Annotated in this window: 8 protein-coding genes and 1 pseudogene; all 9 read left to right on the forward strand. The window is 62.2% G+C overall.

Annotation, left to right across the window (positions count from 1 at the left end):
* Nucleotides 1-33: 33 nt before the first annotated feature.
* Nucleotides 34-1,398, forward strand: coding sequence for an APC family permease (locus GJU48_RS11620; protein WP_094950584.1), 1,365 nt, complete (start codon nucleotides 34-36; stop codon nucleotides 1,396-1,398).
* A 9-nt stretch (nucleotides 1,399-1,407) separates the two neighbouring features.
* On the forward strand, nucleotides 1,408-2,511 hold the full coding sequence (locus GJU48_RS11625; RefSeq protein ID WP_094950583.1) for a DmpA family aminopeptidase: 1,104 nt from the start codon (nucleotides 1,408-1,410) through the stop codon (nucleotides 2,509-2,511).
* A gap of 367 nt (nucleotides 2,512-2,878) precedes the next feature.
* Nucleotides 2,879-4,307, forward strand: a pseudogene (locus tag GJU48_RS11630) (serralysin family metalloprotease).
* Nucleotides 4,308-4,357: 50 nt separating this feature from the next.
* Nucleotides 4,358-4,726 carry a protease inhibitor Inh/omp19 family protein gene (locus GJU48_RS11635; RefSeq protein ID WP_094950581.1) on the forward strand — a complete coding sequence of 123 codons (369 nt, stop codon included), beginning with the start codon at nucleotides 4,358-4,360 and terminating at the stop codon, nucleotides 4,724-4,726.
* Between the two features lie 102 nt (nucleotides 4,727-4,828).
* Nucleotides 4,829-6,583: a type I secretion system permease/ATPase gene (locus GJU48_RS11640; RefSeq protein WP_094950580.1), complete on the forward strand. Its 1,755-nt coding sequence runs from the start codon at nucleotides 4,829-4,831 to the stop codon at nucleotides 6,581-6,583.
* Entirely contained in the window at nucleotides 6,580-7,893 is a 1,314-nt protein-coding gene (locus GJU48_RS11645) for an HlyD family type I secretion periplasmic adaptor subunit (protein WP_094950579.1), read from the forward strand. The genes GJU48_RS11640 and GJU48_RS11645 overlap by 4 nt, the downstream gene beginning before the upstream one ends.
* A gap of 2 nt (nucleotides 7,894-7,895) precedes the next feature.
* Nucleotides 7,896-9,230 carry a TolC family outer membrane protein gene (locus GJU48_RS11650; RefSeq protein WP_094950578.1) on the forward strand — a complete coding sequence of 445 codons (1,335 nt, stop codon included), beginning with the start codon at nucleotides 7,896-7,898 and terminating at the stop codon, nucleotides 9,228-9,230.
* A 30-nt stretch (nucleotides 9,231-9,260) separates the two neighbouring features.
* Entirely contained in the window at nucleotides 9,261-12,218 is a 2,958-nt protein-coding gene (gene eprS, locus GJU48_RS11655; RefSeq protein ID WP_094950577.1) for an autotransporter serine peptidase EprS, read from the forward strand.
* Nucleotides 12,219-12,384: 166 nt separating this feature from the next.
* Complete coding sequence (locus GJU48_RS11660; RefSeq protein WP_094950576.1) at nucleotides 12,385-15,492, forward strand: autotransporter outer membrane beta-barrel domain-containing protein; 3,108 nt, start codon at nucleotides 12,385-12,387, stop codon at nucleotides 15,490-15,492.
* Nucleotides 15,493-15,500: the final 8 nt, after the last annotated feature.

Raw genomic sequence — 15,500 nt, forward strand, 5'->3', positions numbered from 1 at the left:
CTCCTACCAAAAACAACGACAGAGGATAACGATATGAGTGCTTCCCACGCGCCAAATGGCGTGCTCAAACCCACCCTAAGCGTTTTTGATGTAGTGGCCATCACCGTTTCCGCGGTCACGCCGGCCAGTTCCGTGTTCGTGATTGCGCCGTTTGCCATCCAGCAAGCGGGCAGCGGTGTATTCCTCGCGTTTGTGATGGCCGCCTTGCTCGCGCTGATGTTCGCTTTCTGTTACGCCGAACTGGGCCGCGCGCACAACAGCGCCGGCGGTGAGTATGTGTACGCCAAGCGGGTGTTTGGCGGCATGGCCGGTTATGCGACCTTTTTGACCGTGCTGGTGATGTTGCTGTTTATCCCACCGGTCTTGGCCACGGGCGCCGCGACCTACCTGAACACTGCCCTGGGGACCCAATTCGACTCACAAACCGTCGCTTTGGTGATCGTGGTGTGCAGCTACGCCTTGGGCATCCTCAATATCAAGCTCAATGCCTGGATCACCGGCACGTGCTTGCTGCTGGAAGTCGCGGCGTTGCTGGTAATCGTGTTTATCGGCTTCGGTAATCCGGTACAGCCGGCCAGCGTGCTGTTTGAGCCGCAAATCGTCGAAAACGGCGTGTTGCACCTGGCGCCGTGGGCGTTGGTGGTCGGTGCCGTCGGCATCGGCCTGTTCTCGTACAACGGTTACGGCCCGGCCGTATTGCTGGCCGAAGACATGAAGTGCGGCGGCAGAGGCGTGCACAAGGCCGTGCTGTGGTCACTGGGGTTGGTGGTGGTGATCGAGCTGGTACCGATCGCCGCGCTGTTGATCGGCGCGCCCTCGCTGAGCGCGATGATCAGCAGCCCGGACCCCATCGGTTACCTGCTGACCAGCCATGGCAATGAAACCTTGTCGCGCTTGGTCAGCGCGGGGATCTTCCTCTCCGTGTTCAACGCGATTGTGGCTATCGTTATCCAGATTGGCCGCGTGGTGTTCAGCAGTGGCCGCGACGCGCTGTGGACGCCGCGCATCAACACACTGTTTACGCGGATCCACCCGCGCTGGGACTCGCCGTGGCTGGCGACACTGTTCCTGGCGGTTCCCTCGGCGCTGCTGAGTTTCAGCTCCAACCTGGCGGACCTGACCTCGTTCAGTGTGTTGCTGATCATGCTGGTGTACCTGGTGGTGGCGCTGAGCGCGCTGATGAGCCGGGTGTTGCTGCGTGATCGCGAGCATCCCTATCGCATGCCGTTGTGGCCGTTGCCGGCTTTGCTGGCCGTGCTGGGCGCGGGCTACCTGTTGGTGACCCTGATTGCTGCGGCGTCCATGCGCGACATCATGATCATCATCGGCTTGCTGGCGTTGTCGGTGATTTTGTATTGCATCAGTGGCCGGTCGAGTCCGGCGTATCAGAAATTGTAAGGAGTGGGTATGCGCGCACGTCAAATGGGCATCACGTTGGGGCTGGGCACGCCCGGCGAATTGAATGCCATCACCGATGTTCCCGGTGTCCGGGTCGGCCACAGTACGCTCAAGACGCGTATCGACGGCAAACAGGTGCGCACCGGCGTCACGCTGGTGCAGCCGCGCGCGGGTGAGGCGCGCCAGCAGCCGTGTTTTGCCGGCTACCACGTACTCAATGGCAACGGCGATGCCACCGGCCTTGAGTGGATCAGCGAGGCGGGGCTGCTGACCACGCCGGTGGCGATCACCAACACCCACAGCATCGGTATTGTGCGTGACACCTTGATCGCCCTGGAGCGCGAGCGCCTGGCGGACCCGGCGGTGTATTGGTGCATGCCGGTGGTGATGGAAACCTATGACGGCCTGCTCAACGATATCTGGGGCCAGCACGTCAAGCCTGAGCATGTGCGCCAGGCACTGGACAATGCCGAAAGCGGGCCGGTGCAGGAGGGCGCGGTGGGCGGTGGCACCGGGATGATCTGCCATGAGTTCAAGGGCGGCATCGGCACCGCGTCGCGGTGCTTGCCAGCCGCGCAGGGCGGCTGGACCGTCGGCGTGCTGGTGCAGGCCAACCATGGCAAGCGCCAGGAGCTGCGGGTCGATGGCTACCCAGTGGGCCGCCATTTGATGGAGATTCCTTCACCGTTTGCCGAGCGCGGTACGCCGGGCATGGGCTCGATTGTGGTGATCATCGCCACCGACGCACCGTTATTGCCGCACCAGTGCCAGCGCCTGGCGCAGCGCGCCGCCATTGGCATTGCGCGCACGGGTGGCGGCACCGAGGATTCCAGCGGCGATCTGTTCCTGGCGTTCGCCACCGGCAACCAGAACCTGCCACCGGCGGATTACGGGCGCAAAGGCTTGCCGTTGAGCACCGCGTTGCAGATGGTCAATAACGACCATATTTCGCCGCTGTTCAGCGCGGCGGCGGAGGCGGTGGAGGAGGCGATCATCAACGCCATACTGGCCGGCGAGGCCATGAGCACCGACGAAGGCGTCAAGGTGCCGGGGCTTGCGAGCGAGACATTATTAGCGGCATTACACAAGAGCGGCTGGAGTGTGGCCCGGTAATAGGGGACAACATTAATTAATAGTCTAAGTAGTGGCTCTTTAATGTTGCCAATGACACCGTGACAATATAGTGGATCCACTATTTAAGTGGGCCGCTCAATTAGAGCGGCTTTACCTGTATTTAATATTTAAATAACACCCAGTGCGCCGCCGATGGGCAAAAGCAATTGCCCCCAATAAACACTGCCCGGGTCTTCCTTAAGTTGAATCTGTGTCACATTTTCGCTGCGGAAATATGTGTAGACGAAAGATTTCAAGTTGTGTCAGTTTCGATACGCCTTCAAAAGAGGTGAGTGATGGGACGATCTCGTCCGCGAGGTTCCTATCGACCAAAGACTGATGCACTTGCAAACAAGGAAGTACGTTTATGTCAAAAGTAAAAGACAAAGCTATCGTGTCTGCCGCGCAAGCCAGCACTGCTTACTCGCAAATCGATAGTTTTAGCCATCAGTATGACCGTGGCGGCAACCTCACGGTGAATGGCAAACCCTCCTTTACCGTGGACCAGGCAGCGGACCACCTGCTGCGCGATGGCGCCGCTTACAAGGACGTGAACCACAACGGCAAGATTGACCTGACCTACACCTTCCTCGCCTCGGCCAGCTCGGCGACCATGAACAAGCATGGCATCTCCGGGTTCAGCCAGTTCAACACCCAGCAGAAAGCACAGGCCGTATTGGCCATGCAATCCTGGGCGGATGTCGCCAACGTGAGCTTTACCGAAAGCGCCTCGGGCGGTGACACACACATGACCTTCGGCAACTACAGCGGCGGCCAGGCCGGCGCTGCAGCCTTCGCTTACCTGCCCGGCACCGGCGCAGGCTACGACGGCACGTCGTGGTACCTGACCAACAGCAGCTACACGCCGAACAAGGCTCCGGACCTGAACAACTATGGCCGGCAGACCCTGACCCACGAAATCGGCCACACCCTGGGCCTGGCGCACCCTGGCGACTACAACGCCGGGACCGGCAACCCGACCTACAAAAACGCGGACTATGGACAGGACACGCGCGGCTACAGCGTCATGAGTTACTGGAGCGAGAGCAATACCAACCAGAACTTCACCAAAGGCGGCGTCGAAGCTTACGCCTCAGGCCCGCTGATCGACGACATCGCCGCGATCCAGAAGCTCTACGGTGCCAACTACAACACCCGCGCCGGTGACACCACTTACGGGTTCAACTCCAACACCGGGCGTGATTTCTACAGCGCCACATCCAATGCCGACAAGCTGGTGTTCTCGGTATGGGACGGGGGGAACGACACCCTGGACTTCTCCGGTTTACCAGAACCAGAAGATCAACCTCAATGAGGCCTCGTTCTCCGACGTTGGCGGCCTGGTGGGCAACGTGTCCATCGCCAAGGGCGTCACCGTCGAGAACGCGTTCGGTGGTTCGGGCAACGACCTGATCATTGGTAACAACGCAGCCAACCTCATCAAAGGCGGTGCCGGCAACGACATCATCTACGGCGGTGGCGGTGCGGACCAGCTGTGGGGCGGCGCCGGCAATGACACCTTCGTGTTCGGTGCCAGCTCCGACTCCAAGCCTGGTGCTGCCGACAAGATCTTTGACTTCACCTCGGGTTCGGACAAGATCGACCTGTCCGGCATCACCAAAGGTGCAGGCTTGACCTTCGTCAACGCGTTCACCGGCCACGCCGGCGACGCTGTGCTGAGCTATGCCTCGGGTACTAACCTGGGCACCTTGGCCGTGGACTTCTCCGGGCACGGCGTGGCGGATTTCCTCGTCACCACCGTTGGCCAGGCAGTTGCCAGCGACATCGTAGCGTGATGTAAAAAGCGCGCGGCGCTCCGGCGCCGCGCTCTAGGATGGAGCAGAAAATGCCGCGTTTTTCTCATTTGATCGCCTGTGCTTCGCAGGTGTTGTTCGTGTCGGCAGGAGCCCATGCAATGGCTAGCAGTCTTGTTTTACCCACCACCGCCCAGTTGGCCGGCCACTGGCAGTTGCACCAGCAGGATCAGGTGTGCGCGCTGGACCTGTTGGACCAGCCGAACGCGCTGGCCGGTGATGTCGTCTGCGCTGAACAATGGCTGGGGGATAAACCCCTGACTTGGTTGCCGACCCCGGACGGCATCTGGCTGATGAATGCCCAAGGCACCGGCATTATCCATTTAAATCGTGAAAAAGACGGTGAATATAAAGGCCACACGGCGTCGATACCGGAAGTTGTGCTGCAACGAACACCTTAATTAAAAGTTATAAGCATATAACTCGATTTTAATAGTTGGCCGCCCTTGTCCAGGGTTCGGGCAACTGTTGTGCGTAATTTGCTTCAGGGAAGATCAGAAGATATGGCGAAGTCCCATGCGGTTGCGCCCTTATTCAGGGCGTTGGGTGAATACAAGAGTATTTTGATCAGTATCGGCTTTTTCACCGCATTGATTAACCTGTTGATGCTGGTGCCGTCGATTTACATGCTGCAAGTGTATGACCGTGTGTTGTCCTCCCAGAATGAAACCACCCTGGTGATGTTGACGCTGATGGTCGTGGGCTTCTTCGCGTTTATCGGCACGCTGGAAGTCATTCGCAGTTTTATCGTGATCCGCATCGGCAGCCAGCTGGAGCGGCGTTTCAACTTGCGCGTCTACAAAGCCGCGTTTGAACGCAACCTGCAACGTGGCCAGGGGCACGCCGGGCAATCGCTGGGCGACCTCACCGCGATCCGCCAATTCATCACGGGACCTGCGCTGTTCGCGTTTTTTGATGCGCCGTGGTTTCCCATCTACCTGTTTGTGATTTTTCTCTTCAACGTGTGGCTCGGCGTGCTGGCCACGGCGGGTGCGGTGCTGCTGATCGCGCTGGCCTGCCTGAATGAATACCTGACCAAAAAGCCGTTGGGCGAGGCGAGCGGGTTTTCCCAGCAGTCGACCCAGTTGGCCACCAGCCATCTGCACAACGCCGAGACGATCCAGGCCATGGGCATGCTCGGCGCGTTGCGCAAGCGCTGGTTCGTGGTGCACTCGCAATTTCTCGGCTATCAGAACAAGGCCAGCGACACCGGTTCGGTGATCACCTCGCTGAGCAAATCCTTGCGCCTGTGCCTGCAATCGTTGGTGCTGGGCCTGGGTGCCTTCCTGGTGATCAAGGGCGAAATGACCGCCGGGATGATGATCGCCGGCTCCATCCTCATGGGCCGCGTGCTCAGCCCCATCGACCAGTTGATTGCGGTGTGGAAGCAGTGGAGTTCGGCCAAGTTGGCGTACCAGCGGCTCGACGAATTGCTGCGTGAATTCCCGCCGGAAGTCGAACACATGGCGCTGCCTGCGCCCAAGGGCCAGGTCAGTTTCGAACAGGTCAGCGCGGGCCCACCTGGGCGGCGCATGGCGACCTTGCATCAGGTCAGCTTCAGCCTCGGCGCGGGCGAAGTGCTTGGCGTGCTCGGCGCGTCGGGCTCGGGTAAATCCACCCTGGCCCGCGTGCTGGTAGGCGTGTGGCCAACCCTGGCCGGCACCGTGCGCCTGGACGGTGCGGACATTCACCGCTGGGACCGTGATGACCTCGGCCCGCATATCGGCTACTTGCCCCAGGACATCGAACTGTTCAGCGGCAGCATCGCCGACAACATTGCGCGGTTTCGCGACGCCGACCCGCAGCTTGTGGTGCAAGCGGCGCAACAGGCCGGTGTGCATGAACTGATCCTGCGCCTGCCGCAAGGCTACGACACTGTGCTGGGCGACAACGGCGGCGGCCTGTCCGGCGGCCAGAAGCAACGCGTGGCCCTGGCTCGCGCGCTGTACGGCGGCCCGCGCTTGATTGTGCTGGATGAGCCCAACTCCAACCTCGACACCGTCGGCGAAGCCGCATTGGCCAGCGCCATCGTGCAGATGAAAGCCCAGGGCAGCAGCGTGGTGCTGGTCACGCACCGTTCCTCGGCACTGGCCCAGGCCGACAAGTTGCTGGTGCTCAGCGAAGGCCACTTGCAGGCCTTCGGCCCAAGCCAAGAAGTGCTGCGCGCGTTGTCGGGCCAGCAGCAGGAAGCACCACGAGAAAAGGCCGGTGTGAGCCTTAGCCGTCAGTACCAAGCCGGAAGGAATCCAGGCGCATGAGCAGCCTTACTGTTGAGCCTCGTTTTGAACAACGCGACGCCGGTTTTTTCGTAAAAATGGGCTGGCTGCTGACCATTGTCGGCGCCGGCGGCTTCTTTCTCTGGGCCAGCCTGGCCCCGTTGGACCAAGGCATCCCGGTGCAGGGCACGGTGGTGGTGTCGGGCAAGCGCAAGGCCGTGCAAACCTTCAGCCCCGGCGTGGTCAGCCGGATCCTGGTGAAGGAGGGCGAGTGGGTCAAACAGGGCCAGCCGCTGTTTCGCCTCGACCAGACCCAGAACCAGGCCGATGTGCAATCGCTGCAAGCCCAGTACCGCATGGCCTGGGCCAGCGTGGCGCGCTGGCAGAGCGAGCGCGACAACCATTCCAGCATCACCTTTCCGGCCGAACTGAGCGCCAACCCCGAGCCGGCCCTGGCCCTGGTACTTGAAGGCCAGCGCCAACTGTTCAGCAGCCGCCGCGAGGCGTTTTCCCGTGAACAAGCCGGGATTCGCGCGAATATCGACGGCGCCACGTCGCAACTCAATGGCATGCGCCGCGCCCGCAGTGACTTGGCCGCCCAGGCCCAATCCCTGCGCGATCAACTGGCCAACCTGCAGCCCTTGGCCGACAACGGCTATATCCCGCGCAATCGCTTGCTTGATTACCAGCGCCAACTGTCCCAGGTGCAACAGGACCTGGCGCAGAACGCCGGTGAAAGCGGCCGCGTGGAGCAGGGCATCCTTGAATCACGCCTCAAGCTGCAGCAGCACAGCGAGGAGTATCAGAAGGAAGTGCGCAGCCAACTGGCCGACGCGCAACTGCGTAGTTTGACCCTGGAGCAGCAACTGACTTCGGCCGGTTTCGACCTGCAGCACAGTGAAATCAACGCGCCGGCCGATGGCATTGCGGTCAACCTCAGCGTGCACACCGAAGGCGCCGTGGTGCGTGCGGGTGAAACCCTGCTGGAAATCGTGCCCCAGGGCACGCGCCTGGAAGTCGAAGGGCATTTGCCCGTGCACCTGGTGGACAAGGTCGGCACGCACCTGCCGGTGGATATCCTCTTCACCGCCTTCAACCAGAGCCGCACGCCGCGTGTACCAGGCGAGGTCAGCCTGATTTCCGCTGACCAGATGCTCGATGAAAAAACCGGCCAGCCGTACTACGTGCTGCGCACCACGGTCAGCGAGGCCGCACTGGAAAAACTCCACGGCCTGGTGATCAAGCCGGGCATGCCCGCCGAGATGTTCGTGCGCACCGGCGAGCGCTCGTTGCTCAATTACCTGTTCAAGCCGCTGCTCGATCGCGCCGGCTCCGCGTTGACTGAGGAATGAGCATGAAACCTGTGTTCATTTCACTGATGTTGATTTGCGGCTCTGCCCAAGCCGCCATGGGCCCGTTTGATGTGTATGAGCAAGCCTTGCGCAACGATCCGGTGTTTCTCGGCGCGATCAAAGAGCGCGACGCCGGCCTCGAAAACCGCACCATCGGCCGCGCCGGGCTCTTGCCCAGGCTGTCGTACAACTACAACAAAGGCCGCAACAACTCCGAGGCGCATTTGCCGGACGGGCGCGGCGGTACGTACCGCGATGACCGCAACTACAACAGCTACGGCTCGACTTTCAGCCTGCAACAGCCGTTGTTCGACTACGAAGCCTATGCCAACTACCGCAAGGGCGTGGCCCAGTCGCTGTTTGCCGATGAAAGCTTTCGCGACAAGAGCCAGGCGTTGCTGGTGCGAGTGCTGAGCTATTACACCCAGGCGTTGTTCGCCCAGGACCAGATCGACATCGCCCGCGCGAAAAAGAAGGCCTTCGAGCAACAGTTCCAGCAAAACCAGCACCTGTTCCAGCAGGGCGAGGGCACGCGCACCGATATTCTCGAAGCCGAATCGCGGTATGAACTGGCCACCGCCGAAGAGATCCAGGCGCTGGATGAGCAGGATGCGTCCTTGCGCGAACTGGGCGCGTTGATCGGTGTGCAGAGCGTCAACATCCAAGACCTGGCGCCGCTGAACCAAAGCTTCTCGGCCTTCACCCTGACCCCGGCCAACTACGACACCTGGCATGAACTGGCGATCAGCAATAACCCCACGCTCGCCTCCCAGCGTCAGGCCGTGGAAGTGGCGCGTTATGAAGTGGAACGCAACCGCGCCGGCCACCTGCCGAAGATCACCGCGTATGCCAGCGCGCGTCAGCAGGAGTCCGACAGCGGCAACACCTACAACCAGCGCTATGACACCAACACCATTGGCATTGAAGTCAGCATGCCGTTGTATGCCGGTGGCGGCATCTCGGCGTCCACCCGCCAGGCCAGCCGCGGCATGGAACAGGCCGAGTACGAGCTGGAAGGCAAGACCCGCGAAACCCTGATCGAGCTGCGCCGCCAATTCAGTGCGTGCCTGTCGGGGGTGAGCAAGTTGCGTGCGTATCAAAAAGCCCTGACCTCGGCCGAGGCGCTGGTGGTGTCGACCAAGCAAAGCATCCTCGGTGGCGAGCGGGTCAACCTCGATGCGCTGAACGCCGAGCAGCAGCTTTACAGCACCCGCCGCGACCTGGCCCAGGCGCGGTACGACTATTTGATGGCCTGGACCAAATTGCACTACTACGCGGGCAACTTGCGCGACACCGACCTAGCGAAAGTCGATGAGGCCTTCGGCCCGGTGAAATGAGCACGTATAAAAACAATAAGGAGGGTTTAGATGATCACCGACTCATCCCGCTTCAAACCGTTTACCGCAGGCTCCTTGCTGCTGTTGTCCGTTGCGGCACAGGCGCAATACACCGAGACCGGTTTACCGGGTAACCCCGCCAGCTGGCGGTCCACTGAGTTTCAGAGCGACTGGGGCCTGGGTCGCATGAAGGCCGATGAGGCCTACGCCGCCGGGATCAGCGGCAGCGGGGTGAAAATCGGCGCGCTGGATTCCGGGTTCGATGCTGATCACCCGGAAGCCGCCAAAGACCGCTTCCACCCAGTCACGGCCACTGGCACTTACGTCAATGGCAGCCCGTTCAGCACCACGGGTGCGCTTAACCCCAACAACGATTCCCACGGCACCCACGTCACCGGCACCATGGGCGCGGCGCGCGACGGCGTGGGCATGCACGGCGTGGCCTACAACGCGCAACTCTACGTGGGCAACACCAACGCCAATGACAGCTTCTTGTTCGGCCCAACCCCGGACCCCAAATACTTCAAGGCGGTGTACACCGCGCTGGTGGATTCCGGCGTGCGCGCCATCAACAACAGCTGGGGCAGCCAGCCTTCGGATGTCAGCTACCAGACCCTCGGCGGCCTGCATGCCGCCTACGCCCAGCATTACAACCAGGGCACCTGGCTGGACGCAGCGGCGGACGTGGCCAAGGCCGGCGTGATCAATGTGTTCAGCGCCGGCAACAGCGGCTACGCGAATGCCAGCGTGCGTTCGGCGCTGCCGTATTTCCAGCCGGAACTGGAAGGCCACTGGCTGGCCGTGTCGGGCCTGGACAAGGCGAATAACCAGAAATACAACAAGTGCGGCATTGCCAAGTACTGGTGTATTTCCACGCCCGGCGCGCTGATCAACAGCACGGTTCCTGGTGGCGGCTATGGCGTGAAGTCCGGCACTTCGATGTCGGCACCCCACGCCACGGGCGCCTTGGCGCTGGTGATGGAACGCTACCCGTACATGAACAACGAGCAGGCGTTGCAGGTGCTGTTGACCACCGCCACGCAACTCGACGGTTCGATCACCCAGGCCCCCAACACCACTGTGGGCTGGGGCGTGCCGGACCTCGGCCGGGCGATGCACGGGCCGGGGCAATTACTCGGCCCGATGAACGTCAGCCTGGCGGCCGGGCAGGGCGATGTGTGGAGCAATGGCATCTCCGACCAGGCGTTGCTCCAGCGCCAGGCCGAAGACCGCGCCGAGCACACGGCCTGGCAGCAAACCCTGATCGACAAGGGCTGGCAAAACGGCGTGGGCGCGACTGCCAGCCAACAGGACCAGACCGACTACGCGGTCGGCAGCGCCCGTGACCAAGCCGCCGCGAACCGCGTGTATGAAGGCAGCCTGATCAAATCCGGCGCCGGCAGTTTGCTGCTCAGCGGCGACAGCACCTACCGCGGCGCGACCAGCGTAAATGGCGGCCTGCTGGCGGTGAACGGCTCGCTGACCTCGGCGGTGACCGTGAACGACAGCGGCACCCTCGGCGGTTCCGGGCGTATCGGCGCCTTGTCGGTGAACAGCGGCGGCACCGTGGCACCGGGCAATTCCGTGGGTACCTTGAACGTGGCAGGCGATGTGAACCTGGGCGCGGGTTCCACCTATGCCGTGGAACTGACGCCCACCAGCAGCGACCGTATTGTCGCCGGTGGCAAAGCCGTACTGGGCGGCGGCACCGTCACCCTGGCGTTGGAAAACAGCCCTACGTTGCTGAGCCAGAGCCAGGCGCAAAGCCTGATCGGCCGCCAGTACACCATCCTCCAAGCGGCGGGTGGTATCCAGGGCCAGTTTGGTCAGGTGTTGCCCAACTACCTGTTCCTCGGCGGCACCCTCGACTATGCGGCCAACGGTGTGCAACTGGACGTGGGGCGCAACGATGCGACCTTTGCCAGCGTCGCCGCCAACCGTAACCAGCGCGCTGTCGGCGCCGCTGCCGAGCAACTGAGCGCGGGCAACCCGGTGTATGAAAGCCTGTTGCAGTCCGATTCCGTTGCCACCGCTCGGCAAGGCTTGCAGCAGTTGTCCGGCGAAATTTACCCGGCGATTGGCGCGATGCTGATCAACGACAGCCTGCAACTGCGCGATGCAGTCGGCGAGCGCTTGCGCCATGTGCCCGCGAACGGCGAAAGCAACCTGTGGCTCAAGGCGCTTGGGGCCTGGGGCAAGAGCGACAGCCGTAGCGAAACGGCAGGCTCGACCACGTCTATCGGCGGCCTGTTGGCTGGCGTTGATGGCGCGCTGGACGAGCAGACCCGCGTGGGTGTGGTCGCCGGTTACAGCGACAGCTCGTTGAACCTGGGCAGCGGCACACATTCCTCGGCGTCCATCGACAGCTACCACTTCGGCGCCTATGCCGGGCGCGAGCTGGGCGACTGGCGCGTGAGCGTCGGTGGTGCTTACAGCTGGCATCGCGGCGATGTGAAACGTGACCTGCAATACGGTGAAGTCAGCGGCAAGCAAAAGACCAAGCTGGACGCACGCACGGCCCAGCTGTTCACCGAGGCGGCGTACCGCATTCACCTGCAACCGCTGGCGCTGGAGCCGTTCGCCAACCTGGCGTATGTGCACCTGGACAGTGATTCATTCCACGAAAAAGGCGACGCCGCTGCGCTGGAGCGTGGCCGTGATCGGCGCGATGCGGTGCTCAGCACCCTCGGTGTGCGCGCATTGAAAACCCTGCCGTTGAATGACCATCAGCAGCTGGAACTGTCCGGCTCGCTGGGCTGGCAGCACAGCCTTACCGCGGTTGAATCGGAAGAACATTTGGCGTTTGTCGCTGGCGGGCCTTCATTTGCCGTGCGCAGTTCGCCGTTACTGCGCGATGCGGCGTTGGTTGGGGTGCAGGCCAGCTTGGCGCTGAGCAAGGCCACGCGGGTCAACCTCGATTACCACGGGCAGTTGGGTGGGCGCGAGACAACCCAAGGCGTGGGGTTGAGCCTGAACTGGCAGTTCTGAGTTCAAGACGATGATCGCTCCCACGCTCCGCGTGGGAATGCCTTATGTGACGCTCTGCGTCACGCTTTGGACGCAGAGCGCCCTGGGCTGCATTCCCACGCGGAGCATGGGAACGATCGGGTTGGATTTCCAAAAAAGTGCAATAAGAAAACTAAGGAAGGTCACCGTGAAAAAACGTACGTCAGGGTTAATCACCGCCACTCACACCGGCCCGGGCTACCCGCTCAAGGCTTTGAGCTGCGTGCCATACGGTGCGTTGCTGTGCTGCCTGGCAAGCTTGGGTACCGCCCAGGCCGCACCCTATGTGGAAACCGGCAAGTTGGGCGACGCTGCCAGTTGGCGCAGCAATGAGTTCAAGGCCGACTGGGGCCTGGGCGCGGTGCATGCAGACGCGGCCTATGCCGCCGGCTACACCGGCAAGGGCGTCAAACTGGGGATCTTCGACCAACCGGTGTACGCCCAGCACCCGGAATTCAACAGCCCCGGCAAGGTGGTGACGGTTGTCACCGAGGGCATTCGCCAATACACCGACCCGTATATTCCGGTAAAGGCCGGCGATGCGTTCCGCTACGACGGCACGCCGTCCAAGGACTCCAACGGCAAGCTGGGTAACCACGGCACCCACGTCGGCGGGATTGCCGCCGGTAACCGCGATGGCGGGCCGATGCATGGCGTAGCGTTCAATGCGCAAATCATCACGGCGGAAAACGGCGACCCGGGCCCGGAAGACGGGATCATCCTGGGCAACGACGGCGCGGTGTACAAAGCCGGTTGGGACGGGCTGGTGGCCAGCGGCGCACGGATTATCAACAACAGTTGGGGCATCGGCATCGGTGACCAGTACGCCAAGGGCGGCCGCGATCCGGCGTTTCCCAACTTCACGGTCAATGAAGCGCAGGCGCAGTTCAATAATATCCGGCCGATCCTCGGCACGATTGCCGGTGGCGCTTACCAGGGCGCAATCGACGCGGCTCGCAGCGGCGTGCTGACCATCTTTGCCGCCGGTAACGACTACAACCGCAACAACCCGGATGCGATATCGGGCCTTGCGTACTTTGTGCCGGAGATCGCGCCGAACTGGCTGTCGGTCGCGGCCTTGCAGCAAAACCCGGACACCGCTAGCGCCGATCCGTATGTGATCAGCACCTTCTCGACGCGTTGCGGTTATGCGGCCAGCTTCTGCGTGTCGGCGCCCGGCACCAAGATCTACAGCTCGATCATCAACGGCACCGATCTTTCAAACCTCACCACCGACTGGGCCAACAAAAATGGCACCTCCATGGCCGCGCCGCATGTGGCAGGCGCTGCGGCGGTGCTGATGGAACGCTTCCCGTACATGAGCGGCGAGCAGGTCTCCACCGTGCTGAAAACCACCGCCACCGACCTCGGCGCGCCGGGCATCGACTCGCTGTACGGTTGGGGCATGATCAACCTGGGCAAGGCGGTCAACGGCCCGGGCATGTTCATCACCGCCGAGGATATTCCGGCCGAGTTCCGCATCGACGGCGCGTATGGCAGTGGGCAATTCGTTGCGGATTTGCCAGGGATTGGCGCTGTGGTGGATGCCGGCAAACCGACCCAGCGCCTGTGCACCGACGTGCATTGCGGGCTGGACGTGTGGAGCAATAACATCGCCGGCCATGGCGGCCTGACCAAGCAGGGCATCGGCGCGCTGGTGCTCACCGGCAACAACACCTACAGCGGCCCGACCCTGGTCAATCAAGGCTTGCTGGCGATCAATGGCTCGGTCACCTCCGACGTGACGGTCAGCCAGCGCGGCGTACTCGGTGGCTCGGGGCGTATCGGCTCGCTGACCGCCAAAAGCGGCGGCACCGTGGCGCCGGGTAATTCCATCGGCACGCTGAACGTGGCGGGCAATGTGACCTTCGACGCCGGCTCGACCTACGCGGTGCAATTGTCGCCGACCAGCAGCGACCGCATCGTTGCCGGTGGCACGGCCACGCTCAACGGCGGCACCGTGACCCTGGCCCTGGAAAACAGCCCGACGCTGCTGACCAACGCGCAGGCCCAGAGCCTGGTGGGTCGCCAGTACAACATCCTGCAAGCCGCTGGCGGCATTACCGGTAGTTTTGGTGCGGTACTGCCCAATTACCTGTTCATTGGTGGCACGTTGAACTACGCGGCCAACGGTGTGCAGTTGGACGTGGCGCGTACCAACAGCTTCGCCAGTGTGGCGGCTACGCCTAACCAGCGCGCGGTCGCGGCGGCTGCCGAGCAGTTGGGCGCGGGCAATGCGGTGTACGAAAGCCTGCTGCTGGCGCCGAATGCGGCCTCGGCACAAGGCGCGTTCAAGCAACTGTCGGGTGAAATTTACCCGGCGTTGCAGAGCGCACTGGTCAACGACAGCCGTTACGTGCGTGAAGCAGTGGGCGAGCGCCTGCGCAATGGTGAGATGGGCGCAAGCAGCCAGACTGTCGACAGCCGTGGCAACGTATGGGTCAAGGCGCTGGGCGCGTGGGGCAAGACCGACAGCCGCAGCGACACCGCGGGCTACACCACATCACTGGGCGGCATGCTCGCCGGGGTTGATGGTGCGTTGGACGAAGCGACCCGTATCGGTTTAGTCGCCGGCTACAGCGACACCTCGTTGAACATGGGCGACGGCAGCCATAGCCGTGCTTCGGTGGACAGTTACCACTTCGGCGCGTACGCCGGGCATGAGATCGGCGCCTGGCGCTTGACCGGCGGCGCGACCTACAGCTGGCACCGTGCAGATGTGAAGCGCGACCTGCAATACGGTGAAGTGGCCGGCAAGCAAAAAGTCAAAGTGGATGCGAGCAGCACCCAGGTGTTCGGTGAGGCGGCGTACCGCGTCAACCTGCAACCGCTGGCCCTGGAGCCGTTTGCCAACTTGGCGTACGTGCATCTGAATACCGATGGTTTTACCGAGAAGGGTGATGCTGCAGCGTTGAAAGGTCATGACGACACGCGCGATGTGGTGTTGAGCACCCTGGGTGTGCGCGCGTTGAAGACCTTCAATGTGAATGATCACCAGCAGTTGGAAGTGTCTGGCACCTTGGGTTGGCAGCACAATTTGAGCAGCACCGATTCGCAGCAGCACCTGGCGTTTGCCTCGGGTGGGCCTTCGTTTGCGGTGGAAAGTGCACCGATGGTGCGTGATGCGGCGCTGGTAGGCGCGCGCGTGAGCCTGGCGTTGAGCAAGGATGCGCGGTTGAACTTTGATTACAACGGGCTGCTGGCCAGTAAGGAGAAAGTGCACGGGGTGGGGTTGAGCCTGGACTGGGCGTTCTAAACAAGCAC

This window comes from Pseudomonas sp. IB20, assembly GCF_009707325.1.
Taxonomy (GTDB): Bacteria; Pseudomonadota; Gammaproteobacteria; order Pseudomonadales; family Pseudomonadaceae; genus Aquipseudomonas.

Coding starts and splice junctions, on each gene's coding strand:
- GJU48_RS11620 (WP_094950584.1), top strand. CDS start 34: ATGAGTGCTTCCCACGCGCCAAATGGCGTGCTCAAACCCACCCTAAGC.
- GJU48_RS11625 (WP_094950583.1), top strand. CDS start 1,408: ATGCGCGCACGTCAAATGGGCATCACGTTGGGGCTGGGCACGCCCGGC.
- GJU48_RS11635 (WP_094950581.1), top strand. CDS start 4,358: ATGCCGCGTTTTTCTCATTTGATCGCCTGTGCTTCGCAGGTGTTGTTC.
- GJU48_RS11640 (WP_094950580.1), top strand. CDS start 4,829: ATGGCGAAGTCCCATGCGGTTGCGCCCTTATTCAGGGCGTTGGGTGAA.
- GJU48_RS11645 (WP_094950579.1), top strand. CDS start 6,580: ATGAGCAGCCTTACTGTTGAGCCTCGTTTTGAACAACGCGACGCCGGT.
- GJU48_RS11650 (WP_094950578.1), top strand. CDS start 7,896: ATGAAACCTGTGTTCATTTCACTGATGTTGATTTGCGGCTCTGCCCAA.
- eprS (WP_094950577.1), top strand. CDS start 9,261: ATGATCACCGACTCATCCCGCTTCAAACCGTTTACCGCAGGCTCCTTG.